This window comes from Rhodococcus sp. RS1C4 (assembly GCF_002258225.1).
Classification (GTDB): Bacteria; Actinomycetota; Actinomycetes; order Mycobacteriales; family Mycobacteriaceae; genus Rhodococcoides; species Rhodococcoides fascians_E.
In genome coordinates, this window is record NZ_NOXZ01000023.1 from 418,081 (window position 1) to 443,871 (window position 25,791).

The 25,791-nt window shown below is 63.3% G+C and carries 29 protein-coding genes; 25 read left to right on the plus strand and 4 right to left on the minus strand.

The features are described from left to right. The first annotated feature begins 72 nt into the window (after positions 1–72). The 9 genes from CH289_RS12785 to CH289_RS12825 are packed head-to-tail and all read left to right on the plus strand — an operon-like array spanning position 73 to position 9,990. On the plus strand, positions 73–1,263 hold the full coding sequence (locus tag CH289_RS12785; RefSeq protein ID WP_019663144.1) for an acyl-CoA dehydrogenase family protein: 1,191 nt from the start codon (positions 73–75) through the stop codon (positions 1,261–1,263). A gap of 32 nt (positions 1,264–1,295) precedes the next feature. Further along, complete coding sequence (locus tag CH289_RS12790) at positions 1,296–2,066, plus strand: SDR family NAD(P)-dependent oxidoreductase (protein ID WP_094709875.1); 771 nt, start codon at positions 1,296–1,298, stop codon at positions 2,064–2,066. 25 nt (positions 2,067–2,091) lie between these two features. Next, on the plus strand, positions 2,092–3,117 hold the full coding sequence (locus tag CH289_RS12795) for an LLM class flavin-dependent oxidoreductase (protein WP_019663146.1): 1,026 nt from the start codon (positions 2,092–2,094) through the stop codon (positions 3,115–3,117). Continuing rightward, the gene (locus CH289_RS12800; protein WP_094728003.1) at positions 3,114–4,757 is read left to right on the plus strand and encodes an AMP-binding protein; all 1,644 of its coding nucleotides are present in this window, start codon (positions 3,114–3,116) and stop codon (positions 4,755–4,757) included. The genes CH289_RS12795 and CH289_RS12800 overlap by 4 nt, the downstream gene beginning before the upstream one ends. 14 nt (positions 4,758–4,771) lie before the next feature. Beyond that, positions 4,772–5,938: an acyl-CoA dehydrogenase family protein gene (locus CH289_RS12805; RefSeq protein WP_094728004.1), complete on the plus strand. Its 1,167-nt coding sequence runs from the start codon at positions 4,772–4,774 to the stop codon at positions 5,936–5,938. An 11-nt stretch (positions 5,939–5,949) separates the two neighbouring features. Then, positions 5,950–6,840, plus strand: coding sequence for an HpcH/HpaI aldolase/citrate lyase family protein (locus CH289_RS12810; protein ID WP_094728005.1), 891 nt, complete (start codon positions 5,950–5,952; stop codon positions 6,838–6,840). Next, entirely contained in the window at positions 6,841–7,314 is a 474-nt protein-coding gene (locus CH289_RS12815; protein ID WP_019663150.1) for a MaoC family dehydratase, read from the plus strand. It abuts the gene before it with no gap. 1 nt (position 7,315) lies between these two features. Continuing rightward, positions 7,316–8,788 (plus strand): aldehyde dehydrogenase family protein, encoded by a 1,473-nt coding sequence (locus CH289_RS12820; protein WP_094728015.1) that lies wholly within the window; start codon positions 7,316–7,318, stop codon positions 8,786–8,788. After that, positions 8,788–9,990, plus strand: a complete 1,203-nt coding sequence (locus tag CH289_RS12825; protein ID WP_179276798.1) for a CaiB/BaiF CoA transferase family protein — start codon at positions 8,788–8,790, stop codon at positions 9,988–9,990. The genes CH289_RS12820 and CH289_RS12825 overlap by 1 nt, the downstream gene beginning before the upstream one ends. On the opposite strand, the gene CH289_RS12830 is transcribed toward CH289_RS12825, so the two are convergent. Further along, complete coding sequence (locus tag CH289_RS12830) at positions 9,980–10,573, minus strand: TetR/AcrR family transcriptional regulator (RefSeq protein ID WP_019663153.1); 594 nt, start codon at positions 10,571–10,573, stop codon at positions 9,980–9,982. The genes CH289_RS12825 and CH289_RS12830 overlap by 11 nt on opposite strands. A 167-nt stretch (positions 10,574–10,740) precedes the next feature. On the opposite strand from CH289_RS12830, the gene CH289_RS12835 reads away from it, so the two are divergent. Genes CH289_RS12835 through CH289_RS12870 form a run of 8 tightly spaced genes read left to right on the plus strand, consistent with a single transcriptional unit; the run spans position 10,741 to position 17,955 of the window. Further along, a complete protein-coding gene (locus CH289_RS12835) occupies positions 10,741–11,973 on the plus strand; it encodes a CaiB/BaiF CoA transferase family protein (RefSeq protein ID WP_019663154.1) in 1,233 nt (410 codons plus the stop codon). Further along, positions 11,970–13,172: a CaiB/BaiF CoA transferase family protein gene (locus CH289_RS12840; RefSeq protein WP_019663155.1), complete on the plus strand. Its 1,203-nt coding sequence runs from the start codon at positions 11,970–11,972 to the stop codon at positions 13,170–13,172. The genes CH289_RS12835 and CH289_RS12840 overlap by 4 nt, the downstream gene beginning before the upstream one ends. Then, a complete protein-coding gene (locus tag CH289_RS12845) occupies positions 13,169–13,768 on the plus strand; it encodes an FAS1-like dehydratase domain-containing protein (protein ID WP_019663156.1) in 600 nt (199 codons plus the stop codon). The genes CH289_RS12840 and CH289_RS12845 overlap by 4 nt, the downstream gene beginning before the upstream one ends. Next, on the plus strand, positions 13,765–14,199 hold the full coding sequence (locus CH289_RS12850; protein ID WP_094728007.1) for a hotdog family protein: 435 nt from the start codon (positions 13,765–13,767) through the stop codon (positions 14,197–14,199). The genes CH289_RS12845 and CH289_RS12850 overlap by 4 nt, the downstream gene beginning before the upstream one ends. Beyond that, positions 14,196–15,350: a thiolase family protein gene (locus CH289_RS12855; RefSeq protein ID WP_019663158.1), complete on the plus strand. Its 1,155-nt coding sequence runs from the start codon at positions 14,196–14,198 to the stop codon at positions 15,348–15,350. Before CH289_RS12850 ends, CH289_RS12855 begins: the two co-directional genes overlap by 4 nt. Next, positions 15,347–15,757: a Zn-ribbon domain-containing OB-fold protein gene (locus CH289_RS12860; protein WP_094728008.1), complete on the plus strand. Its 411-nt coding sequence runs from the start codon at positions 15,347–15,349 to the stop codon at positions 15,755–15,757. The genes CH289_RS12855 and CH289_RS12860 overlap by 4 nt, the downstream gene beginning before the upstream one ends. Before the next feature lie 29 nt (positions 15,758–15,786). Next, a complete protein-coding gene (locus CH289_RS12865; RefSeq protein ID WP_037164056.1) occupies positions 15,787–17,160 on the plus strand; it encodes an MFS transporter in 1,374 nt (457 codons plus the stop codon). A gap of 3 nt (positions 17,161–17,163) precedes the next feature. Beyond that, positions 17,164–17,955, plus strand: coding sequence for an SDR family NAD(P)-dependent oxidoreductase (locus tag CH289_RS12870; protein WP_020110876.1), 792 nt, complete (start codon positions 17,164–17,166; stop codon positions 17,953–17,955). Between the two features lie 49 nt (positions 17,956–18,004). Here the strand turns inward: CH289_RS12870 and CH289_RS12875 are convergent, their stop codons facing one another. Further along, the gene (locus CH289_RS12875; RefSeq protein WP_027498649.1) at positions 18,005–18,769 is read right to left on the minus strand and encodes an SDR family NAD(P)-dependent oxidoreductase; all 765 of its coding nucleotides are present in this window, start codon (positions 18,767–18,769) and stop codon (positions 18,005–18,007) included. Positions 18,770–18,840: 71 nt separating this feature from the next. Here CH289_RS12875 and CH289_RS12880 point away from each other — a divergent pair, with 71 nt between their 5' ends. The 8 genes from CH289_RS12880 to CH289_RS12915 all read left to right on the plus strand — a co-directional run bounded on the left by CH289_RS12880 (position 18,841) and on the right by CH289_RS12915 (position 24,783). After that, a complete protein-coding gene (locus CH289_RS12880) occupies positions 18,841–19,992 on the plus strand; it encodes an acyl-CoA dehydrogenase family protein (RefSeq protein ID WP_094728009.1) in 1,152 nt (383 codons plus the stop codon). 161 nt (positions 19,993–20,153) lie between these two features. Beyond that, positions 20,154–20,561 (plus strand): nuclear transport factor 2 family protein, encoded by a 408-nt coding sequence (locus CH289_RS12885; protein ID WP_020110873.1) that lies wholly within the window; start codon positions 20,154–20,156, stop codon positions 20,559–20,561. A gap of 10 nt (positions 20,562–20,571) precedes the next feature. Then, positions 20,572–22,128, plus strand: coding sequence for a class I adenylate-forming enzyme family protein (locus CH289_RS12890; protein WP_020110872.1), 1,557 nt, complete (start codon positions 20,572–20,574; stop codon positions 22,126–22,128). Then, positions 22,125–22,565 carry a hypothetical protein gene (locus CH289_RS12895; protein WP_019663166.1) on the plus strand — a complete coding sequence of 147 codons (441 nt, stop codon included), beginning with the start codon at positions 22,125–22,127 and terminating at the stop codon, positions 22,563–22,565. The genes CH289_RS12890 and CH289_RS12895 overlap by 4 nt, the downstream gene beginning before the upstream one ends. Continuing rightward, entirely contained in the window at positions 22,562–22,981 is a 420-nt protein-coding gene (locus CH289_RS12900; protein ID WP_020110871.1) for a MaoC family dehydratase, read from the plus strand. The genes CH289_RS12895 and CH289_RS12900 overlap by 4 nt, the downstream gene beginning before the upstream one ends. Next, positions 22,978–23,817, plus strand: coding sequence for a mycofactocin-coupled SDR family oxidoreductase (locus tag CH289_RS12905; protein WP_020110870.1), 840 nt, complete (start codon positions 22,978–22,980; stop codon positions 23,815–23,817). Before CH289_RS12900 ends, CH289_RS12905 begins: the two co-directional genes overlap by 4 nt. Positions 23,818–23,827: 10 nt before the next feature. Then, the gene (locus CH289_RS12910) at positions 23,828–24,283 is read left to right on the plus strand and encodes a nuclear transport factor 2 family protein (RefSeq protein ID WP_019663169.1); all 456 of its coding nucleotides are present in this window, start codon (positions 23,828–23,830) and stop codon (positions 24,281–24,283) included. Next, a complete protein-coding gene (locus CH289_RS12915) occupies positions 24,280–24,783 on the plus strand; it encodes a pyridoxamine 5'-phosphate oxidase family protein (protein ID WP_019663170.1) in 504 nt (167 codons plus the stop codon). The genes CH289_RS12910 and CH289_RS12915 overlap by 4 nt, the downstream gene beginning before the upstream one ends. Here the strand turns inward: CH289_RS12915 and CH289_RS12920 are convergent, their stop codons facing one another. After that, positions 24,784–25,299, minus strand: coding sequence for a nuclear transport factor 2 family protein (locus CH289_RS12920; protein ID WP_020110869.1), 516 nt, complete (start codon positions 25,297–25,299; stop codon positions 24,784–24,786). It lies immediately after the preceding gene. Positions 25,300–25,371: 72 nt separating this feature from the next. Further along, positions 25,372–25,785, minus strand: a complete 414-nt coding sequence (locus CH289_RS12925; RefSeq protein ID WP_020110868.1) for a nuclear transport factor 2 family protein — start codon at positions 25,783–25,785, stop codon at positions 25,372–25,374. Positions 25,786–25,791 lie beyond the last annotated feature (6 nt).

Consider the following 25,791-nt stretch of genomic DNA (forward strand, 5'->3'; position numbering starts at 1 on the left):
TTATGTTTAGCATGAACCTAGTGGCCGACGAGTGAGATCTTGTACCGTAGGTCACACCGGATTAGTATAATCATGAGCATGAAAGAGGTGGCCATGTCTGCCAGCACACTCACCGACGACGAGCGCGCCATCAAAGAGGTGGCCGCCAAGGTCGCCTCTGAGCGGTACGCCCCCAAGGCTGCGCAGTGGGATGCGGAGAGAACTGCGTTCCCGCTCGAAGAACGCAAATTCCTCGGATCGCTCGGCTTCCTCGGGATCGCCCTTCCCGAGCGTTTCGGCGGAGGAGGTGCGCCGCTTCAACAGGCGCTCAACGTCATCGAGGAGTTCGCCTACCACTGCAGGCCCGCCGCATTCCAGATCTTCGAGGCGAACACCGGCCCAGCCCAGGTGATCGCCCGGATCGGAACCGAGGAGCAGCGAGAGCGGTTCCTGCCTGGAATCATCGCCGGCGACCTGACGATGGCCGTGGCGATCTCCGAACCCGACGCGGGCTCTGCTGCCACGGATCTGACCACCAAAGCAACGGTAGACGGCGACACGGTTCGAGTCAGCGGAAACAAGCGCTGGATCTCCAATGGCTCCGAGGCCGACGTCTACCTCGTCTATTCGCGCATGAGCGATGCCCAGGGCGCGAAGGGGATCGGCGCTGTTCTCGTCGAAGCCAATCGCGAGGGTGTCAGCTACGGCGCACGCGAAAAGCTCATGGGCTTCCGCGGGATCCCGTCGGCCGACATCTACTTCGACGACGTCGCCGTCCCGAAGGAGAACATCGTCGTCGAGCCCGGTGGCTTTCGCACGCTCTTCACCGCGTTCTCGATCGAGCGACTCGGCAATTCGACGATGAGCCTTGCGCTCGGCCAGGCGGCGCTCGACCAGTCGATCCGCTACGTCCAGGAGCGAACGCAGTTCGGCAAGCCGTTGATCGAGTTCCAGGCCGTACAGATGACGATCGCGGACATGGCGCTACAGGTCGACGCCGCGAGGTTACTGCTGCAGCGCGCAGCGGCATCGGTGATCGACGGGGAGCAACTCCCCAACTCGCTGCACGTCTCCCTTGCCAAGTGCACTGCCAACGAGATGGCCAAGAAGGTCACCGACCTGGCGATGCAGCTCCACGGCGGCAACGGTTACACCGAGGAATTCGGCATCGAGCGCATGCACCGTGACGCGCACGGCTGGGCGCTCGCCGGCGGAACGCCGACCATGCAGCGAACCCGAATAGTTTCCGAATTACTGGGACGTTCGTTCGACCAACGCGCTTGAATAACGAAGTAACTTGAGAAGGAGTACAAGAAATGCAGCGTTATGAAGGTCGCATCGCCGCCGTCATCGGCGGAGGATCCGGCATGGGCCGTGCCATCAGTCACCGTCTCGCCTCGGAAGGCGCGTTCGTCTACGTCACCGACCTCAGTGAGGAAGCCGCGCGCAAGGTTGCCGCGGAGATCGAAGCCGACGGCGGACAGGCGACGGCCGTGACGGTCGACGCCACGAACAACGACGACCTGAAGTCGCTCTTTGCCAAGATCGACGCCGAGAAGGGTGTACTGCACGCGCTGCACGCCCAGGTCGGCATGCCAGGTCCGGGCGGACTCGAAGTCGACGATGCAACGTGGGACAAGAACATCGACGTCAACGTCAAGAGCGCCTATTACTCCACGACGCTCGGTTTCGAACTACTCAAGAAGGCAGGCGGAAAGGGCTCGGTCACGCTGACCTCCTCGACGTCGGCGCTCATCGGTTCGCCGTTCAGTCCCATCTACTCGATGACGAAGGGTGCGCTCGTGCCGTTCGGCCGTGCGCTCGCACTCAACGGCGCCAAGGACGGCATCCGCGTCAACGTTATCTGCCCCGGGCAGGTCAAGACGCCGATGCTCGCCCAGTTCTTCGGCCGCGAACCAGGATCCGACGTCTCTGCTCTCACCGCCGACTTCGTCGCGACGATCCCACTCGGCCGCGGTGCCGAGCCGGAGGAGATCGCGTCGGTCATCGCATTCCTCAACAGCGACGACGCCAGCTACATCACCGGCGTCACCATCCCCGTCGACGGCGGCCTCACCGCGCAATAAGCGCGCCACATCAGAAGGGACTCTCATGGTTCAGGTCGGCTTACTGCTCAGCGACGTGCCGAAGTCGGTGACGCCGGCGCAGCAGTTCAAGGACATCCTCCGCATCGTCGAGACGGCGGAGGACAACGGATTCAACTACATCGCCATCGGGCAGCACTTCCTCTACGGCGATCTTCGCTGGCTCCAGCCGGTGCCGCTCCTCGCTCGCCTTGCCGCGCACGTCGCGCCGACGACCAAGCTCGTCACGCAGATCATGATCGCACCGCTGTATCACCCGGTCATGCTCGCCGAGGAGATCGCGACTCTCGACGTCGTCACCGAGGGCAGGTTGATCTTCGGTGCCGGATTGGGCTACCGCCCCGAGGAATTCGACTACCTTCAGGTTCCGTACAAGGAGCGAGCCGGGCGGTTCGACGAATCCCTCCAAGTGATGAAGCAGCTGTGGACCCAGGACGAGGTCACCTTCGAGGGCAAGTACTTCCAGCTCGACGGTGTCAAGCCGCACTTGCATCCGGTCCAGCAGCCGCACGTTCCGATCTGGATCGGCGCTCACGCCATGGGCGGTGTGCGCCGAGCAGGAAAGTACGGCGACGCCTACGCCGTGCCGCCCGAGACCCCGAAGCACGAGGTCGAGGAGCGCTACCGCGTCGTGAAAGATCTGTTCGAGGCACGCGGCAAGGAATTCGGCCTACAGCCGCTTCGCCGCAACGTCCTCGTAGCGGACAGCAAGGAAGAGGCGATGGTCGAGTACGCCCGTGTCGCTCAGGGCCGGTATCTCACCTACGCCGCCAAGGGTCTCGACGTCATGGCGGGCCGCGACCTGGCGAACCAGTTCGCCGAGTCGGTGTCCGACCACGTCATCGTCGGAACTCCGGACGACGTCGTCGGCAAGCTCACCGACCTCGTGACCACCCTCCCGGTCGATCCACTGCTTCTGCGCCCCCAGTGGCCGACGATGGACGGCGACGAGACCATCGCCGCGATCGAGCGCCTGGGCAAGGACGTCGTTCCGTCGATGCTGGCCCTCGAACCGTTCCGGGATTTCAAGTGAGCCAGACATACACCGATCTGCACCCCAATTTCACAGACCCCGAGGGGTGGACGCTCAGCAACGTTCTGCGGACCCACGCCGCAGCCACGCCCGACGCCACCTTCCTGGTGACGCCCGAGGAGAAGCTGGAGTTCACCTACTCCGAGATTCTCGGCTCCGCAGAACGTATCGCCGGCTCATGGCATGCCGCAGGCGCGCAGCAGGGTGACCGCGTCGTCATCATGGCGATGAATTCCTCCCGGCTGGTGCGTAGTTGGTTCGCTGCCGCCGTCGGCGGAACCGTCGAAGTGCCGATCAACACCAACTACGAAGGCGAATTCCTCCGCCACCAGATCGTCACGGTCGGAGCCCGCTGGGCCGTCATCGACGACACGTTCGCCGAGCGCTTCGTCGCCATCGCCGAGCACAGCCGCGGCATCGAGGAGTTCTGGGTCATCGACACCGGAACCGCGGACAAGGCGATCGCCCTGCTGCGCGAGCACGGTTGGCAGGCCGAAGCCTGGGACGAGCTGGAGAAAGGTACGCCCGTCACCGTTCCTGCGCCGCGGGCGCAGGACCTCGGGGCGATCTTCTTCACCTCGGGCACCACAGGGCCGTCCAAGGGTGTCGCTATGCCGCACTCGCAGCTGTACTTCTTCGCGCAGGAAGTCGTCTCGCTCACGCGGCTCACTCCCTCGGATCGCTACATGACGACGACGCCGCTGTTCCATGGCAATGCTCAGTTCATGGCTGTCTATCCAGCGCTTGTCGCGGGCGCCAGTGCCGTGGTGCACCCCAAGTTCAGTGCGAGTCGATGGATCGACATGGTCCGCGATTCCGGCGTCACCGTCACCAATTTCGTCGGCGTCATGATGGACTTTGCGTGGAAGCAGGCTCCACGGGAGAACGATCGCGACAACCGGTTGCGCGCGGTGTACGCAGCCCCGATCGCGGACACCGTCGTCGAGCAGTTCAAAGGCCGTTACGGCATAGAGGCTTTCGTCAACGCTTTCGGTCTCACCGAGACGTGCGCGCCGATCCTCACTCCGTACGGCGAGAAGATCCCGCCCGGCGCGGCAGGCAAGGTGGCGTCGGACTGGTTCGACATCAGGCTCGTCGACCCCGAGACCGACCGTGAAGTACCCGTCGGTGAGGTCGGAGAGCTCGTCGTACGTCCGGTGCAGCCGTGGACCTGCAGCATGGGCTACTACGGCATGCCGGAGAAGACCCTCGAAGCGTGGCGCAATCTCTGGTTTCACACCGGCGATGCATTGCGCAAGGACGAGGACGGGTGGTTCTACTTCGTCGACCGCTACAAGGACGCGTTGCGGCGGCGCGGGGAGAACATCAGCTCCTACGAGGTAGAGCAGGCCGTACTCGCACACCCCGCCGTCGTCGAATGTGCCGTGATCGGTGTACCCGCCGACGTCGAGGCCGGCGAGGACGAGGTGCTCGCGGCCGTGGTCGTCAGCGAAAAGGCCGATCCGGCAGAGATTCTCGACTGGTGCAAGGGACGGATCCCGGCCTTCGCCACACCGCGCTACGTCCGTTTCCTGGACGCGCTTCCCAAAACTCCGTCCGAGAAGGTCCGCAAGGCAGTTCTGCGCGACGAGGGCATCACCGCCGACACGTTCGATCGCACCGCGGTGCCGGTCGCATAGCGCAGGAGATACACATGGACTACTCTTCCGACCCCACGCACGACGACATCCGTGCCGCGGTCAAGACGCTCTGCAAGGCGTTTCCCGACGACTACTGGATGGAACACGACGACAGCCACGAGTTTCCGTGGGACTTCTACAACGCTGTGGCCGAGGGTGGTTGGCTAGGACTGACCGTCCCCGAGGAGTACGGTGGCGGCGGACTCGGCGTCACCGAAGCGGCCATCGTCGAACGTGAGATCTCCGCATCCGGAGCGGGCATGGGCGGATGCAGTGCCGTGCACATCGGCATCTTCGGATTCGAGCCGATCATCAATCACGGTAGCGAGGCGATGAAGAAGAAGTACCTTCCGCGCGTCGTCACCGGTGAACTGCATACCTCGTTCGCCGTCACCGAGCCCGACGCAGGCACCGACACCACCAACATCAAGACCTTCGCGAAGAAGGTCGACGGCGGATTTCTGGTGTCGGGCAAGAAGGTGTGGATCACCAAGGCGCAGGAAGCAGAGAAGATGCTGCTCCTGTGCCGAACGAGTCCGCGTATCGACGGTGAGAAGCGGACCGCGGGAATGACGTTGCTGTTCGCCGACATGGACCGCAGCAAGGTACAGATCCGTCCGATTCCGAAGATGGGACGCAACGCCGTCGACACGAACGAGCTGTTCATCGACGAGCTTTTCGTCGCGGACGAGGACGTCGTCGGCGAGGTCGGTCATGGGTTCCGCACCATCCTGGGCGGTCTGAATGCCGAGCGCGTCATCTCTGCCAACGCCGCCCTCGGCATCGGTGAAGCGGCGCTGCGCCGCGGCACCCAGTACGCGAAGGAACGAGAGGTGTTCGGCCGGCCCATCGGGAAGAACCAGGGCATTGCCTTCCAACTCGCCGAGTCGCGTATCCGACTCGACGCTGCAACCGCCGTCGTCGACAAGGCCGCGTGGATGGTCGACGCCGGTCTGCCGTGCGGCCGAGAAGCCAACGCCGCCAAGTACTTGTGCGCCGAGGCAGGCTTCTTTGCCGCCGACGCAGCGCTTCAGGTACACGGCGGATTCGGGTTCGGTAAGGAGTTCCATGTCGAACGGTACTTCCGCGAATCCCGTCTCATGCGGATCGCGCCGATCAGCCAAGAAATGGTCCTCAACTACACCGCCGAGCACGTTCTCGGCCTGCCGCGCAGCTACTGAAGGGGAGTGACATGCAGCCGTATCGTTCGATCCTGTTCGTGCCCGGTCACCGCCCGCGGTGGGTGGACAAGGCCGTCGCGTCCGGCGCCGATTGCGTCGTCCTCGATCTGGAGGACTCGGTGCCCGCGGCGGAGAAAGAAGCTGCGCGCATCACCGTCACAGAATCCATCGCCCGAGTGCGCGAGACCAATCCCGATGTGGGACTGTTCGTTCGAGTGAACCCGCTTGCGACGAGGTTCACCGGTGCCGACCTGGAAGCTGTCGTCGTTCCCGGATTGACCGGAGTGTTTGCACCGAAGATCGAAAAGGCCGTCGACGTGCTGCAGTACGACGCGTTGCTCGACCACTTCGAGGCACGGAACGGTGTCGACGGCCTCGAGTACATCGTGCCGGTCGAGACCGTGAAAGCGATCCACAACTGCCTGGAGGTCGCGACGGCATCGCCGCGCGTGGGCGCCATGATCGGCCCGTCGGCCGAGCACGCCGATATTGCCCGTGAGGTCGGATACGAATGGACGCCCGAGGGGCTCGAAACCCTGTATCTGCGTAGCCGAGTTCTTCTTGCGTGCAGGGAAGCGAAGATCCACGCTCTGACCGGATTGTGGGAGGACCTCGAAAATCTCGATGGTCTTCGGGAATTCGCGGTCAAAGGCCGCCAGCTCGGATTCCGCGGCATGATCGCGATTCACCCGTCGCACGTCGAGACCGTCAACGAAGTGTTCAGCCCGTCCGAGCAGGACATCGAGTTCTACCGAGGGTTGGCCGAAGCATACGAAAAGGCAGAGGTGCAGGGGACCGGTGCACTGCGGTACCGAGGTCTGCACATCGACAAGGCGCACTACGACAAAGCAGTTCAGTGGCTGGAGCGTGCCGAAGCGATCACCAAGAGAGGCGAGAAGTAAATGCGAGGCTTGTATTTCGAAGAGTTCGAGGTCGGTAAGCACTACAAGCATGCGATGACCCGCACTGTGACCGAGATGGACAACGTCATGTTCACCTCGCTGACGATGAACATTCAGCCGCTGCACCTCGATGCGGAGTTCTGCAAGGGCACGATTCACGGTCAGCGACTGTTCAACAGTCTCTTCACCGTTGCGTTGATCGGTGCGTTCCACGTACCCGAACTGACCATGGGAACCACCCTCGGCAACCTCGGCTACGAGAAGATCACCTTTCCCAATCCGGTGTTCCACGGTGACACTCTGCGTGCCGAAACCACCATCAAGAACAAGCGCGAATCCAAGAGCCGCGACGACTCCGGCATCGTGTGGTTCGAGCACATCGGCTACAACCAGCGCGACGAGATCGTCTGCGTACTCGAGCGCGTCGGCTTGATGGCCAAGCTGCCTGCAGAACTACAGAAAGAAGGTGCGTGAGATGACTGCCGTGGCAGAGATAGATCAGACGTGGGTACCGGACACCAGGACTCTGCTGATCGGCGATACCGATGCCCAGCCGCAGGGTGAGACGTGGGACGTCTACAACCCCGCCACCGAAGAGGTCATCGCGACCGTCGGGGGAGCGTCGAGCAGCCAGGTCGACGACGCAGTCGCCGCAGCGCGGAAGGCATTTCCGGCGTGGTCCGCACTGAGTGGGGAAGAACGCTCGAAGCACATCCACCGCTTCGCCGACGCGTTGGAGAAGGCCGCGGATCGGCTGCTGCCCTCGATCGTCAACGAGGTCGGGTGCCCGGTGTCGCTGGCCTCGTACCTACAGGTGAAGATGGCCGTCGACGAGCACCTGCGCTGGGCCGCCGAGGCTGCGAAGACCGATCGCACGATCCACCTGGGTGAGTACGACAAGCCGGTACCGACGATGAGCGACGTGGTCCACCAGCCCGTCGGCGTGGTCGCCGCCATCACCGGATATAACTACCCGCTCAACCTCGCCATCTTCAAGTTCGGTGCCGCGCTGGCGGCGGGCTGCACCGTCGTGCTGCTGCCGTCGCCGCGGACTCCGCTCACCACCCTGTTCCTCGGCGACCTCATCAAGGAATCCGGCCTGCCGCCGGGCGTCATGAACGTCATCATCGGCGGTGCCGATGTGGGACAACAACTCTCGTCGCACCGCGGCGTGGATCGCGTCTCGTTCACCGGGTCCGACGGAGTCGGCGCGAAGATCATGGAGCAGGCGTCGGCCAACCTCACCGGAGTGACGCTCGAACTCGGCGGCAAGTCCCCGAACATCGTGCTCGAGGGTGTCGACGTCAAGAAGATCGCAGTCGAGATGCACCTTCGCTGGGCACGCAACGGCGGCCAGGGATGTGCCGCTCTCGCTCGGCTTCTCGTGCACGACAGCGTGTACGACGAGTTCCTCGAAGCCGGCGCATCGGCGTTCGATCAGATGGTCGTCGGCGACCCATGGGATCCCGCGACGAACATCGGACCGATGATCCGGCCCGACCATCAGGCCCGCGTCAACGGTTTCATCGACGGATCGGTCGCCGAGGGCGGCACGAAACTCCTCCAGGTCACCAAGCCGCTGCCGGAGAAGGGGTGGTTCGTCAATCCGGTTCTGCTGGGCGGACTTCCGCACAGCGCACGGGCGGTACAGCAGGAGATCTTCGGACCCGTCGCGGTGATCGTGCCGTTCTCCGATACCGAGGAAGCGATCCGTCTCGCCAACGACACCGACTACGGTCTCGCGGCGAACGTCTGGTGCGACGATCCGATCGAGGCCAGGCGGGTCGCGGAGCAGGTCCGGGCCGGAACGGTGTGGATCAACGGAGGTGGCTCGATGCGCCCCGACGCACCGTTCGGCGGTTACGGCAAGTCCGGCGTCGGCCGTGAGCTCGGCGAGTGGGGCATGAAGGAATACCTCGAGGTCAAGCACATCCAGTGGAGGATCTGATGGGCTCCACCGGTCCGCTCGCGGGCATCAAGGTCGTCGAGCTCGGCACGATGTACGCCGCGCCGACGGCAGGCCGCATGCTGCGTGACTTCGGCGCGGAGGTCATCAAGGTCGAGGATCCAGCCTCGGGTGACTATGCACGGCAGTGGATTCCGCAGAAGGAGGGCTTGTCTCTCGGGTTCTCGCGGCTCAACGCAGGAAAGCGCTCGGTGGGAATCGACCTGCGCGACGCCGAAGGTCGAGCGCTGGTCCAGCGCCTCATTGCCGGCGCCGACGTCGTGATCGAGTCGTTCAGGCCAGGACGTCTCGAAGCGTGGGGACTCGGATTCGAGGAACTGTCGAAGGACAACCCCGGGCTGGTTCTGGCTCGGGTGTCCGGCTTCGGCCAAACGGGACCGAACCGCTTGCTACCGGGCTTCGGCACCGTCGCCGAGACGGCAAGCGGATTTGCGAACGTCAACGGCTGGCCGGACTCGCCTCCCACCTCGCCGCCGTTCGGTTTCGCCGACTCCATCGCCGGCCTGTCCGCAGCGATGGGTGTGGCGATGTCGCTGTTCAAGCGGGAAAAGACCGGTCTCGGTGAGGAAGTCGACGTCGCTCTGTACGAGCCGCTGATGTTCATCGTGGGCGATATGTTCCTCAAGTACACCGCGACAGGGGAGATCCAGCAGCGCATCGGCAACTCGACCGGTGCGGCGTCACCCCGCGGCATCTACGAGGCGGCCGACGGGAAGTTCCTGTCCATCGCCGCGTCCAATCAGGCTATCGCCAAGCGATTGTTCGCGGCGATGGGCAAAGCGGAGGTCATCGACGATCCTCGCTACGCGACCAATGCCGATCGCCTGCGGAACAACGACGACGTGCAGCAGATGGTCATCGACTGGTGCAAGAGCATGCCGCGCGCCGAGGTGCTCGAGGTGCTCGAGAAGTTCGAGGTGGTGAGCGCGCCGGTCAACGACGCATCCGATGTGGTTCAGGATCCGCATTTCCTGGAACGCACGTTGGTGGAGATCACCGGAAACGACGTTCTGGGCAAGGTCCTGATGCCGGGTCCGGTCCTGCACATGAAGAGCTACGACGGGCCGGTGTACGACGGCGTGCCGGCGGTCGGGGAGCACACGGCCGAAATCTTGACGGCGGAGTTGTCCTTGAGTGCAGATGAACTCAGCGACCTTGCGACGCGCGGGATCGTCAGCGCGTAGTTCGCAGTACATGGTCGACCAAGGTGCGGGCGTACTCCTCGGAGTGCGCCCGCACTGCGTCGTCCAGCGCCTTCGGGGTGCTGAGGGTGTGCAGAATGATTGCGCCGAGCAAGGTTTCGAGCAGCAGCGTCACCGATGTGTCGGCGGGGAGCTCGCCGCGGGCGATGGCTTTGCGGACCATCTCGCGTGCCGCAAGGGTTTGCGAGTCGCGGAAGAGCGCGAACTGATCGGTGACGCCGGGGATGGAATCCCCCTCGATGGCCATCCGAAAGATCGCTCGTCCTGCGCCGCCGAGGTAGAGCCGCATGGTCTGACGGGCGAGTTCGAGGAGGTCGGTCTTGATGTCTCCGGAATCCCGGGTGGCGACGACGGTGATGCGGTCCTCGATGGCGTCCTGCAGCAGTGTGTTCTTGTTCGGCCACCGAAGGTAGATCGACGCCTTGCCGACGGAGGCCTGACGCGCGACGGCTTCGATGGAGAACTTGGCCCACCCCTGGGTTCCGAAGATGTCGACGGCAGCATCGAACACGCGTCGTTCCAGGTCGGGGTCGCGTGGGCGCCCCGTCTTGGAGGTGTCCGACACTGCCTACTCCTTCTCGTCGAAAAGATTTGTGACGTGAACCACTGAAAACCATTGATTCGTGTCAGATGAGAGTGTACTTTCCTAGTTACAGACGAAGAACGTTCAGAAACGTTCCGCCTTCCTGCTGATTCGGAAGGTGTTCTCCCTTTTCATGATTGGTGGGCGCAATGGCGCTGTTGGAGCGGTATCGCGTGCTCGACTTCACCGATGATCGTGGCCTGCTCGCGGGCCGCATGCTCGCCGATCTCGGAGCTGACGTGGTCCAGGTCGAGCCCCTGGATGGGTCGTCGGCACGTCAGGCCGAGCCGCTCGGACCTCACGGGTCGTATTTCTGGGACACCTACGCAGCCAACAAGCGTGGCGTCGCGATCGATTTCGAGAATCCAGCGGGTCTTCACGAGTTGATCGCTCAGGCCGACGTCGTGATCGAATCCGCAGGGCCCGGCGTGATGGACAGCCTGGGGCTCGGGTTCGAGAAGTTGCACACCCTGTTCCCGCGCCTGGTCTACGTCTCGATCTCGGCGTTCGGATCCACCGGACCGAAGGCGCGTTACGCGGCCAGTGACCTAGTGGTCTGGGCTGCGGGGGGACCGCTCGACCCGCATCGTGAAGCAGATCGTCCGCCGGTCAGGATCTCCATTCCGCAGGCTTTTCTGCATGCCGCCGCCGATGCAGCCGACGGAGCTTTGTTCGCATTGCTGGCTCGGACACGAACCGGTCGTGGTCAGCACGTCGACGTCTCCGCGCAGGCATGTCTAGGAACAGCCACGTTGGGAAGAGTTCTCGCCCACACCGCAGGTGATGTAGCCCCGGAGTGGGAAAAATTTGTCGATGGTCCGGTGAAGAAGATCGATCAATCCGGCAGCGGTTCCGGTACCGATCCCGCCAAGAAGAAGTGGCGGTGCGCCGACGGTCTCATCGAATTCCATCTCACTGTCGGCCGCGCGTCCGGTGCGTTCACCACCGCGTTCTTCGGCTGGATGGCATCGGAGAATTCGGACTACGAGCGGTTCGCATCCATCGACTGGCGCGAAGTTCCGAACATGTTGGCACGCGGGGAGTTCGACGACGCCTGCTTCGACGAGGCCAGGGGAGCCGTCGCCGAATTCCTGGCCGGTAAGACAAAGAACGCTGTGCTGGAAGCGGCACGCGAACACCGTCTGCTGTGCGTGCCGATCTACGACACCGGGGACGTTGCTGCGAGCCCGCAACTGGGTGCGCGGGGTTTCTACTCGGCCGTCGTCGACGACGCAGGTCGCGAGGTCAGAATGCCGGGTGCATTCGCGAAGGTCAGTGGGCAGACCCTCCAGGTCCGATCACCTGCACCATCCGTCGGGCAACACACCGAGGAAGTTCTGGCCGAATGGGTCGGTACGCGCGTCATGGAGAACGCGTCATGAGCAAGCCTCTCGACGGAGTGAAGGTCCTCGACATGTCCTGGGTGGTAGCGGGCCCACTCGTCGGACGTGCGCTTGCCGACGCAGGCGCAACCGTCGTCCGTGTGGAATCCGGTACCAAGGTGGAGACGGCGCGCCTGATGCCTCCCTTCGAAGGTGGCGTCGCCGGACATGAGAATTCGGCGCTGTACGGGACCGTCAATGCCGGCAAACTGGGCGTGTCCTTGGATCTTCGGCTCCCGGCCGCACGTGCCGTCGCCAGATCTCTTGCCGACTGGGCCGACGTCGTCCTCGAGTCGTACGCGCCCGGGCGAATGAAGAAGTGGGGGCTCGACTACGAGAGCCTGAGCGCGACGAATCCAGGCCTGATCATGGTGAGCAGTTCCATCAACGGACAGGACGGGCCCTACAGCGGCCTCGCCGGTTACGGAAATGTCGGTGCCGCGCTGTCGGGATTCCAATCCGCGGTGGGATGGGAGGATCGGCTTCCGCTCGGACCGTTCGGCCCGTACACCGACTACGTCGCTCCCCGATTCGGCCTGGCGGCGTTGCTCGCTGCCCTGCTGGAGCGTGAGCAGACGGGCGTCGGTGCCTACATCGACATCTCGCAGGTCGAGTCCGGCGCCTACCTTCAATCGCCCTATCTGGCCAAGTTTTCGGCCGAGGGCACGGTCGTCGAGCGACGTGGCAACAGCGACGCCGCGTTCGCTCCCAACGGTGTCTACGCCTGCGCCGACGGCCGGTTCGTGGCCATCACCGTTGCGGACGACGAGCAGTGGCGGATGTTCGCCACGATCATGAATCTTCCCGACGCCGCAGCCGATTTCCGTACGCTCGATGTCCGTCTGAGGCGAAGCGAGAAACTCGATCATCTCGTGGCTGGATGGACCGTGCGGCATCGCTCGCAGGACCTCGAAGATCTCCTGCAACGCGTCGGTATTGCCGCACACGTCTCGGCCGACAGCCGGTCCTTCAGCGAGGACCCGCAGCTCCGACACCGCGGCCACCTCGTCGAACTCGACCATCCGTTGCACGGACGCGTGACCGTCGAGGCCCCGAGGTACCAGCTCAGCGACACGCCGTTGTCCGTCGACCGAGCGGCCCCGGTGTGCGGCCAGGACAACACATACGTACTCAGCGACATCCTCGGCCTCACCGCCGAGCAGATCGAGACATTGGAAAGTGAAGGTGCACTGGCATGACCGCAGAACTGACGGACGTCAGGCCGTCCTGGGTGGCGGAGTGGGACGTTCTTCTGGGCCGGGTAGGCGAGGACTTCTCCGACGGCAGCATCCGCTGGGGCGGTGATCCTGTCGAATCGGGAACCGTCCGCAGGTATCTCGAACCGCTCGAGTTGGACAGCGCGATCCACTACGACGAGCATGCGGCCCGCGCAGCTGGATTCGACGGCGTGATCGCGCCGTCGACCGGTCTGCTGTCCTGGGCGATCGCAGCGATGCGTAACCCCGGTGAAGAGACGCTGTACGGCAGTGCCGATCGCGACGCGCAGCCGACGCGAAGCCCTATCAACAACGAGGAGCCGTACCCCGGACCCGATACGAGCGGGTTCCTCACGGCCAGCATGGAACTCGACTTCGTCAGGCCCGTCCTACTCGGCGAGCGGCTGGGAAACCGAGGACGACGGCTGATCTCGTGCAGTCCCAAGCAAACATCGCTGGGCCGAGGCGCGTTCCTGTCCTGGGAGAACGACATCGTCAGCGACCGCGGCGACGTCGTTGCGCGAGTACGCAACGTCGTCTACGCCTACAACCCCGTGACCGAGGACTCCGAATCATGAGATTTTTCGAAGACGTCACCGAAGGCGAACAGCTCTCGGTGCCCGAATACCCGTTGTCGATGTACCGACTCGTGATGGCCGCAGGATCGAACCGGGACTTCAACTCCATCCACCACAACTCCGAGTACGCCAAGGACTCCGGCGCGCCCGAGGCCTACGCCAACGTGCTGTTCTTGATGGGCATGTGGGAGAGGGCAGTTCGAGACTGGGCAGGACCGACCGGTGTCATCGGATCGGTGAGGGGGTTCGCGATGAAGAAGTTCAACCTCGTCGGGACCACCACGACCGTGCACGGCACCGTCGTCGGCAAGGAGATTCGAGGCGACAAAGGCATCGTGACGGTCGAACTGGTCAGCCGTAACGAAGGCGTCGTCACCGTTGGACCCGGAACGATGGAAATCGAACTGCCTCTCCAGAAAGCTCTGGTATGAAAGCCTCGATCGCCGGCCTCGGTGTGACCGAGATGGGCCGGATCTATGGCAAGACGGCGACGAACTTCGGCGCCGACGCGGTCCGTCGGGCAGCGGCCGATGCGCACCTCGAGCTGAGCGAGATCGACGGTCTTCTCATCAGCGGCGGAGTCACTGGCGAACTCGGCTTGCCGCTCGCGCAAGAACTCGGTCTCGAAGACCTGTCGCTGCTGTCGGTTATGCAGTCCTACGGCTCGACCGCCGGAGCGATGGTTCAGTTCGCGGCATCGGCCATCGAATCCGGACAGGCCACCGCGGTGGCCTGTGTATTCGCGGACGCGCCGTTGAAAGAGCGCGTCGCGACCGGGGCGTCCTATGCACAGGCCAACTCGGGCGGAGTCGGTTGGGAAGGGATTCTCGGATCGACCGGTGTCAACAGTGCCAACTCGCTGTACGCACTGGCAGCCAACCGGCACATGCAAACCTACGGCACCACCTCCGAGCAGCTCGGTGCCATTGCGGTCGCACAGCGGGCCTGGGCTGCATTGAATCCGCTTGCACAGATGCGTGATCCGATCACCCTCGCCGACCACCAGGATTCGCGGATGATCAGCTCACCGTTCCATCTTCTGGACTGCTGCCTCGTCTCCAACGGCGGCGTCGCCGTCATCGTGACGAGCGCCGAGCGCGCCAGAGATCTGGCGCAGCCGCCCGTGGACATTCTCGCGTCGGCACAGTCGCATCCCGGGCACTACATGCGCCGCAGTGAAGACTTCGGATTGGTGAGCGGCGCAGCGCAATCCGGGCCGAAGGCGTTCGCTGCCGCTGGGCTCACTCCGTCGGAGATCGACCTGGTCGAGCTCTACGACTGCTATACCTACACGCTCATGATCTCGCTTGAGGACTACGGATTCTGCGACAAGGGGTCCGGCGGCGACTTCGTCGGGACGCCTGGTCTTCTCGGGCCGGGCGGCTCGCTGAAGGTCAATACCGGCGGCGGACAGTTGTCGTCGTACTACATGTGGGGAATGACTCCGTTGTCGGAAGCGGTCATCCAGCTTCGCGGGCAGGCGGGGGAGCGTCAGGTCTACAAGCACGACACAGCGCTCGTCTCCGGCAACGGCGGCGTCCTCGATCACCATTCCACCCTTCTGTTGGGAGCCGGCCGATGACTGCAATCCTGTCCATCCCGCTTGCGCCTGTCCGCCGTGACGCCCAGACTGCCGAGTTCTTCGACGGCACTGCGCGCGGCGAGTTCCTGTTGCGCGAGAACATAGGCACCGGAGAGCTTCTCGCGCCACAGACCGCAGTTCCGGACGACGCCGACTACCGCTGGACACCTGCCAGCGGCCGCGGCCGAATCATCTCGTGGACCACCGTGTACGGCCGCAATGCCGAAGGCACCGTTGTTCCACAGCACATTCTTGCCGTCGTCGAACTCGACGAAGGCCCCTGGTGGTGGACCCGTCTGGTCGTAGAAGATCGCGAACCTGTGACCGGCGCGTCCGTCCACGCCGAATTCCACAAATCCGGCGAAGCCGACGAGTACGAATACGTGCCCGTCTTCGTACTCGACTGAACCCCTTAACTTTCGGAATGGAACCAACGATGGACGTTTCGACCGCGATCAAGACATCGCCGATCTCCCGCTACCAGTACAAAGTGCTGGCCGCCTGTCTGCTGGTCATCACCATCGACGGATTCGACGTGTTCGTGATGGGATTCGTGCTCCCGCACCTACCCGACGGATTCTTCGACAGCACCGCCGAGAAAGGCTACCTTCTCAGCGCGGGCCTGGCCGGCATGGCGGCAGGATCGATATTCCTTGCACCCCTTGCCGACAGGATCGGGCGTCGACGCCTCATCCTGTGGGGCCTCGTCCTCAACCTGATCGGCCTGGCTGCGTCGGCGATGTCGCCGAACGTCGAGGCACTCATCGCCGCCCGCTTCCTCACCGGCATCGGTATCGGCGGAATGGCCGCCAGCCTCATCGTACTGGTCCAGGAGTTGTCACCGGAGAAGCGCCGAAACACCATCATGGGTGTGTACTCGATCGGCTTCCCACTCGGCAGCCTCGTCGGCGGCGGAATCGGAGCGCTGCTCGTGGCTGCCTTCGACGGCGCATGGCAGGTCATGTTCATCTTCGGCGCTGTCATCACTGCCGGGGCAGTCGCGGTCACATTGGCCATGATTCCCGAGTCGATCGACTTCCTGATCAGCAAGAACACACCGGAAGCCGACGCCGAGATCCACCGCTTCATCGTCAAACTGAACAACCCCGCCATCGACCCGAACGCCCGACCCGCAGTAGCCCCCGTCGTCGAGGACAACACCTCGGTTCGCGGCTTGTTCGCGAACGGCATGTACTACCGGACGCTGCTGACGTGGCTGATGTACTCGTGCTTGATGTCGGCGTTCTACTTCGCGAACACCTGGACCCCGCAGTTGGTGAAAGAGTCCAGTGGTAGCGCAGAACTCGGAACCACCGCCGGCCTGATCCTCAGCCTCGGCGGACTCGTCGGAGCACTGGTGTTCGGTGTGTGGACATTGAAGATCTCTGCGGGCCGGTTGCTGTGGACGGCAATGGCGATTGCCGCAGTCTCTATCCTTGCGTTCGCGGCGTTCTTCGGCCACCCGGGGATTGCCATTGCGCTCACCGTCGCGGTGGGACTGTTCACCTATATCGCGATCACCGCGGCTGCTGCTGTCGTCCCTCCGCTGTACCCCGTTCGGGCACGCTCGACCGCCATCGGGTGGATGCTGGGTATCGGCCGATTGTTCTCCATCTCGGCGCCGATCGCCGTCGGCTACGCGCTGGCAGTGTTCGCTCCGCAGACGCTGTACTACTTCGCCGCGATCCCAATGGTGGTCGGCGCTCTGGCCACCTACGCCCTGTGGAAGCACACACGCGACGAAACTGCGCCGATGGACATGGTGGCGGAGCCGGTGCCTGGATACCCACCACTCGTGAAGGAAGGCTGACACATGCGAGACAAGCGCGTATTGGTGACGGGCGGTGGCTCGGGAATCGGACGGGCCATCGCCGTCGAGGCAGCGGCTCAGGGCGCCGAGACGGTGATCGTCGCGGACATCTCTCCGGAGCTGCTGGCCGAGACCGAGACGCTGATCGCAGCGGCAGGGGCCAAGAGCGTCGCGCTGCGGGTGGACGTGTCCGATGGAGCCCAGGTCCGGCAGATGATCGACGACGCCGTTTCCGCGGCCGGCGGGCTGGACACGCTCGTCAACAACGTGGGCGTCATCGACACCGGTTTCGTGTCGGGGGAGCAGGCCAACATCGTCGACCTCCCCGAGGACGTGTGGGACTCGGTCATGAACATCAACGTCAAATCTATGTGGTTGGCAACGAAATACGCTGCGCCGTATCTGCGCGCGTCCGATCGAGGGCCATCCATCGTCAACGCAGCCTCGGTGTCCGGGATGATGGGGTACAAGACGCCTGCGTACTCCGTCAGCAAGGCCGCGGTGATCCAGCTGACCCGCACAACGGCGATCTCACTGGCGAACGAGGTCCGGTGCAACAGCTTCTCGCCGGGCAGCTTTCGAACCACGATGGCGCAGAAGCATATCGACGCAGCCGAAGACCCGGTTGTGCAGGAACGCTTCATGAGCGGCGCACACCTGATCCCGCGACTCGGCGATCCCGTCGAGGTCGCCCGGGTTGCGTGCTTCCTCGCCTCGGACGCGGCGTCGTTCATGACGGGCACCAATGTCCCCGTCGACGGCGGCACCATGGCCTGGCGGGGTCTGCGGTCCTAGGTAGTGCAGCTCGAGCGGCGGAGCCGCCCCGAACACACTGGGAGCCGCCCTACATCCCGCCGTCCACGGTGATGATGGACCCCGTGGTGTAGCTGGAGGCATCGCTGGCGAGATACAAGGCGGCCCCGACGATTTCGTTGGGGTCGCCTCCGCGTTTGGCTGCGAAGGTCTCTGCGCGCTTGCTGAAAGCCTCCATGTCCCAGGCGTTGGAGACGTCGGTGAGGAAGGTGCCCGCCATGATCGCGTTCGTGCGCACGGTGGGCCCGAAGGTCTTGGCCAGTCCGACGGTGATGGCGTTCAGGCCGGCCTTCGCGGCAGCGTACGGCAGCACATCCGGCCGTGGCTTGGTCGACGCCGCACTCGAGATGTTGATGATGGATCCTCCGTCGCCCTGCGCCATTCTGGTTCCGATCAGGGCTGCGAGGCGGAATGGACCTTTCAAGTTCACGCCGAGGACCTTGTCGAAGAGTGTCTCGGAGATCGAGTCCACCGAGTCGTACAGCGGCGACATGCCTGCGTTGTTGATCAGCACATCAACCTTGCCGAAGTGCTCGTAGGACGTGTCGACCAGCTCGTCGAGTGCGTCCCATTTCCCGACGTGGGCGGCGATCGGGAATGCCCGACGCCCGGTCGCGTCCTCGATCTCCTTGGCCGTCACCTGGCACGACTCGAAATCGCGACTCGCGATGATGACGTCAGCACCTGCCTGGGCCAGCCCGAACGCCATTGCTTTGCCGAGGCCTCGGCTGCCGCCGGTGATCAGGGCGACGCGGCCCGAGAGGTCGAAACGAGAGGGGGCGTCGAACTGGGGCATCGTTTTCTCCTGGATCTGGACCGCTGTAGGCAATTCCTTAGTATGGTAATCATAGATTGACGAATGGAGACATGGTGTCAGAATCAGCGGGACTGTTCGAGCTCCCAAGTAAGTATGTCGAACTCCAGGTAGAAGCGCGGGCGCTTGCAGAGTCTGTCCGCGATATTGCAGAACGGGCCGACGAGTCGGACAGCATCGATGTGGACGTGCGCAAGCGTCTGCAGGCCACTGGTCTCGCAGGGGTGACGGTGCCGAAGCAGTTCGGAGGCCGGTTCGAGAAGGTCGATTCGCTCGCGGTGACCGTCGTACGCGAGCGTCTCGCTGCCGAATGCGCACACCTCGACTCCCTCTTCGCGATGCAGGGCATCGGCAGCTACGGCCTGTCGGTCGGCGGCACGCCCGCGATGCAGGAGCACTGGCTGCCGCGGGTGGCCAACCTCGATGCCATCGCCGCGCTCGGACTCACCGAGCCGCACGTCGGATCGGACCTCAAGGCGCTGACGACGTCGATCGAGGAAGTCGACGGCCAGCTCGTGGTCAACGGGCACAAGTCCTTCATCACCAACGGCGGAGACGCGGACTTCTACAGCATTCTCGGTCGTGAGGGCGACGGGTACTCGTTGGTGCTGATTCCGGCCGATGCAGCGGGAGTCACCACCGAGCGTCCGCATCAGATCATTGCGCCGCACGTGCTCTCCGACGTGATCTTGAACGACGTTCGTGTGCCGCTCGATCATCGCATCGGCGAACCGGGCAAGGGTTTCTCGCTCGTGCTCGCTACGCTCGCCACGTTCCGTGTGTCGGTCGCGGGCGCAGCCGTAGGCCTGGCCGAGGCGGCGCTGAAAGAGGCTGTACGCCATGCAAACAATCGTGAACAGTTCGGCGTCAGTCTGTCCAGGCTCGGCTCGGTGCCCGAGTATCTGGCGACGTGCTGGACCGATATCGAGATGGCACGCTCGCTGACGTACCGAGCCGCCGCGGCGTCGGCGCGCGACGCCAGGGCGAATCTGCACCTGTCCTCGATGGCCAAGGTTGCGGCCACCGAGGTGGCCGGCCGAGTGGTCGATCGCGCCGTTCAGGTGATGGGCCGTTACGGCATCACCCGCGGCAGCGTCATCGAACGCTTGTACCGGGAAGCTCGTCCGATGCGGATCTACGAGGGCTCTACCGAAGTGATTCTGGATTCGCTTGCCAAACAATTGATCAAGGGCGATTTGCTGTAGTACCAGCCCGGTGCGCCCGTCCGAGAATGCTCCGTACTCGGGCGGGCACAGGCATGTCCACAATCCTACGCATGTCACGAAATCGCCCTTGACGCAACGTGATTGATGATTATGATTGGCCTTGATGTGACCACCGTCACGACCATCTCGAGGAGCCCGCCATGTCGTCCCGTTCAGGTATCGAGAACACTCTCAGCCGCTATGCGCTCGGCTACGACGATCATCATCCGGAGATGATCGAAGCGTCGTTCACCAAGGATGCCGTTCTGACGATGAAGATCGCCGATGGCGACCTCATCGGGCCGTTCGACGGACTCGACGCGATCATGGAGCTGATGAACGGCTCGGCGCATTCGCAGTCGGATCAGCGCCGCCATCTGACAACGAACATTCTGATCGACGATATCGATGCCACGCACGCGAAAGTCGTTGCCTATCTGGTGATCATCTCGGTGGCCGAAGGGAAACTGACCGTTCTGTCCAGCGGCAAGTACGAGGACGAGTTCACCGAAGTCGACGGAACCTGGTTGATCTCCAAGCGTCACATCGCACTCGACCTCCCGTACTGAAGGCGCTGACATGCTGAATCAGGGATTGATCCCCGCGAAGTGGGCTGCGCTGACGCCGAACCGTCAGGCCGTGTTCGACGTCCCGAACGATCGTCGCATCACCTTCTCCGAACTGGACGAACGTGTCCGACGGCTTGCCAACGGACTGCGAGGCTTGGGCCTGAACAAAGGCGATCGCGTCGCAGTCCTGACCCGCAACAGTGTCGAGTTTCAGGAGCTGTACTTCGCTGCCGGACGGGCAGGACTGGTTCTGCAGCCACTGAATTGGCGTCTCGGGATCAAGCAGCTCATCGGATTGATTTCCGATGCGGCGCCGAAAGTGATCATCACCGCCGCGGAATGGTCCGAGACCAAGCGGGAGCTGCAACGCTCGGTGAACGTCGACAACTGGCTCGAGTTCGGCGCCGACTCCGACGGTTCCTACGACGAACTTCTCGCTCGCTCGAGCGCGGCCGAACCCATCTGGACGCCGTCGATCGGCGGCGACGATCCGTTCTTCATCCTCTACACGGGCGGGACCACCGGCGAATCCAAAGGTGCGATCCACACGCACACCAGTGCCGCCAACGGGATGCTCAATCAGACTGTGGCAGAACGCGTCGTGCCCACCGATGTGTACATGCTCACCGGCCAGATGTACCACATTCCCGTTGTTCTCTCGATGAACTACATGAAGCACGGTTGTCCGGTGGTGCTGGTCAACTTCGAAGCGCAGCAAGCACTCGAGATCATCGAGGCCGAGAAGGTCTCTGCATTCCTTGGCATCACCACGATGCTCAACTGGATGATGGCCGTCCCGAACTTCGCGTCCTACGACTTGAGCAGCCTCCGCAACATCCAATACGGTGGCGGGCCCATGCCGTCGACCATCGTGCGTGCGGCACTCGAGTCGTTCCCCTGCACGCTGATTCAGGGATACGGGCAGACCGAGGGCACGACGATGTCATTCCTGTCCCAGGAAGATCACCTCGCCGCGGTCAAGGGTCACGATGTGCATCGTCTGAAGTCCTGCGGCCGCGAAGGTTTCGTCACCACCATTCGCATCGTCGATGCTTTCGGTGAGGAAGTCCCACGGGACGGCAAGACCCCCGGTGAGATCGTCGTCCGATCGGAATCGAACATGATCGGCTACCTCAATCGGCCGGAACTGACCAAGGACACGCTGCGCGACGGATGGATGTGGACCGGCGACATAGCCACCTGGGACGAGGATCGCTACATCTACATTGTCGACCGAGCCAAGGACATGATCATCTCCGGCGGCGAGAACATCTTCAGCGTTCAGGTCGAAGAAGCTATCGGCGCACACCCGTCCGTGCTCGAATGCGCTGTGATCGGTATCCCCGACGACGAATGGGGTGAGGCCGTCAAAGCCGTCGTCGTGCTCAAACCTGGAACGACGGCCACCGAACAGGACATCATCGACGTAGCCAAGAAGAACCTGGCGTCGTACCAGAAGCCGCGGTCGGTGGACTTCGTCTCGGCGCTGCCCAAGGCGCCTACCGGCAAGATCATGAAACGCGACTTGCGGGCACCCTACTGGGAGGCGGCGGGCCGCAGCGTATGACCGAGGACGAACTGACGGCCCTCGTCGGAACCCGAATGCCGGGCGGTACCAGGACGTTGGAGAACTGGTGGGTCACCCTGGTGCTCGACGCCATGGACTGCGCGCCGGACGACGGGGCCTCGCATCCTACGTTCGTGTTCCTCGTCGCTACCGGATCGATGGGCTGGACGTGGAACGAACTGTTCGACGTCTTCGCCGCAACCGAAGCAGACGGTCCGATGTTCGGCGAGACCGATACGACTGTCCGCACCCCGTTGAAGACAGGGGAGTCCTACACGGTCCGTGGCGAAATCGTCTCGGCGGCGCGCAAGACAGGTAAGAAGACAGGAGTGTTCGACATCGTCGGCTACCGCTTGGACGTGCTCGACGCGCAGGCCGAGCTCGTCGCGTCGACGACCAACTCCATCGTCTTCCCGCGCCGAGGGGAGGTCACGTGAGTATCGAAGTGGGTCAGTCTATCCCGGGCCGCATCATCGAGAGCGTCGATCCGGAGAAGATGAAGCTTCTGTCGGCGCTGATGCGTGACCCCAACCCGATTCATTTCGATCGCGCGGCCGTCGCCGAGCTGGGCATGGGTGACAAGACCGTCAACCAAGGCCCGAGCAACATGGCGTACGTGCTGTCGATGCTCGGCCAGTGGGCCGGGGGCTCCGATCGCATCACTCACTATCGATTCCGATTCCTGGGCAACGTGTTCGAGGGCGACAGGCTCGAGGCATCGGGCAGCGTGACGGCGGTGGCCGAAAGGCCCGACGGACTGCAAGTCGACTGTTCACTGTCCCTGACCGTCATGGGCGGCGCCGAGGTCCTTACCGGAACCGGCACCGTACTACTACCGAAGGACTCCGTATGACCGGAAGGCTCGAAGGTAAAGTAGCATTCATCACCGGCGCGGCACGCGGCCAAGGGCGCTCGCATGCAGTCAGATTGGCGCAGGAAGGCGCCGACATCATCGCCGTGGACATCTGCGAGAACATCGATACGGTCACCCCGTTCTACCCACTTGCCACCGAGGATGAACTGGCCGAGACGGCTGCGCAGGTCGAGGCCCTCGATCGTCGCATCTTCGCCCGTCGAGCCGATGTCCGCGACCTCGATCAGTTGCAGGCAGTGTTCGACGAGGGTGTCGCGGAGTTGGGGCGCGTCGACATCGTTGTCGCCAATGCAGGTATCGCGACCTATGGGCTCTCGTGGGAACTGACGTCGGAGCAGTGGAAGGACATGATCGACGTCAATCTCACCGGTGTCTTTCACACCGCCAAGGTCGCCATTCCTTCGCTGATCGAAGCCGGAAACGGCGGATCCATCGTGTTCACCAGCTCGATCGGCGGGCTCAAAGGCATTCAGCACGTAGCCCATTACGTTGCTGCGAAGCACGGCATCGTCGGATTGATGCGGACGATGGCCAACGAGCTCGGTCAGTACAAGATTCGCGTCAACACCGTGCATCCCACCAACGTCGACACCATCATGATCCAGAACCCGGGGACGTACTCGATGTTCGCGCCGGGAGATCCGGAGCCGACCCAGGACAAGGCCATGGCTGGGTTCATGTCTCTCAACACCCTGCCGGTGCCGTGGATCGACCCTGTCGATATCAGCAATGCCGTGCTCTATCTCTCCAGTGACGAAGGCAGATACGTCACCGGTGTCACTCTGCCCGTGGATGCGGGCGCATACGTCAAGTGAAAGGACCATCATGACAACATCTCTCGTCGACCAAGACCTCGCCTACCGCGCGCAGACGACGTTGACGGCCTATGCCTGGGCAGCCGACTCCGGTGATCTCGATACACTGCGCGATCTGGCGGTCGAGGACATAGCCGTCACACAGACCACCCAGGAGAAGCGCGGGATAGAGAACTTCCTCGACATCTACCGTGCGTTCGCGGCGTCCGAGACCGAGGTGTCACGCCACGTCGTCACCAACACTCTGGTGACGGTAGAGGACGACGGCGTCCGCATCGACGCCTACTTCGAGGCGACCTTGTTCGACCCAGGCAGCACGTCCCGGATCTTCGGTCGCTACTCCGACTCGTTGGTCGAGGTCGACGGAGATCTCAAGATCAAGCACAAGCGAATCTTCGTCGACAGAGTCATGGCGCTGCCGACGTCGACCGCAGCGTTCGTGCCGTACGGGTCCTCCGACTCGTGAGTCGGGTGGGAATCGACGACAACGAGAATCTTTCGTCGGTGCGCGCATCGATCGAGGGGCGCTCGGAGTTGATCGCGACCCAGACCGAGTGCACCTTCGCGTTCACCACCGAAGCAGGCTGGCCCGCGGGCGTCGTCATGAGTTACCTGTTCACCAGGGACAGGTTCTGGTTGACGGCGGCCGCAGGCCGGGCGCACGTTCGCGCAGCGGTGCGCGACTCTCGCGTGAGCTTGGTGATCTCCAATGCCGGCACGTCGTTGCCGGGCCGCCGGATGGTCTCGATTCGAGGCAGGGCCACTGTGCACGAGGACGCTGCGGTGAAAGCATGGTTCTATCCGGAATTCTCGCGGCATCTCGCGCCAGGAGATCCCGACGCCTTCGCGCGACTGCTGGACAGCCCTGAGCGCGTCGTTCTCGAAGTCGAGCCTGTTCGCATCGCCGTCAGCCACGATTCGACGAAGATGCCCGGTGACGGGCGAGGTGGTCGAACCAGTTCTTGATCAGGGGCGGTAGGTGCTCCAGGTGGGCGCGGACTCGGGATAATCCGCTTCGGCGTACCGAGTTTGCGGCCACCTGATCCGCTTGTTCGTGCGGAAGCTCGCACTCATGGCTTCGAACGGCACCGCATACATGAAGGTGACCTCGCGGTGCTGGAATCGCCACTCACCCTCCAGGACGTATCGGTCCGCGTAGCGAAAAGCAGTCAGCATCAACGTGTCTCGCACGGCGAGTTCGGCGTGTCCGGTCATTCGGCCCGTTGCAGTGGTTGGGCTCTCGACGGTGATGAGGTGAATCTCCGGAGTGTGCAGCATGGTGGTGTAGCGGTCCATGCTGCCGATGTAGAACTCTCGGAGCTCGTCGTGGCCACGCAGCGTACTGCCGGCCACTGCGAATGTGGCGTCGGGCGTGTAAATCCCGAGGACCGCATCGATGTCGTGGTCGTCCACCGCCATCGAGTAGGCGCCTGCCAGGTCGCGGATCGCGTCCTTGGCGATCAGTACGTCGAGTCGGTCCATGAGTCTCCTTCCCACGCCCGTCAGCGGCGTGTGTACGCAGCTCTCGCACACACGCCGCTGATCGAGAAGCTGTCAGGCCTCGAACCCCTCCATCTGAGGCGGGGTGAGGGGCGAGATGACGCGGGAGGCGATTTTCCACCCGTCGTCGGTGCGGACGTACGTGTCCTCGTTCAGCGCAATCGCTTTGAACGCCCCACCGCCGTTGGTGTGGCCCTCGGAGAACACGTAGTTGGTACCGTGCGCGGCGGTATCGGAATCGAAGTGCACGATGTGGTTGGTGATGATGTGGAACTGATCCTTCACTTGCTCGGCATCGCGCTCGAAGAAGTCGAGGATTGCCTCGTGCCCTTCGTACTTCGCCAGGCCCACCGGCGTCGCATCCCACACGGCGTCGACGGCGAACGCACTCAGAGCCAGTTTGGGATCGAACTTGTCCAATCCCAACGCGTAGGTATGTGTTGCGGAAATGATCTCACTGACACTCATTCGAGC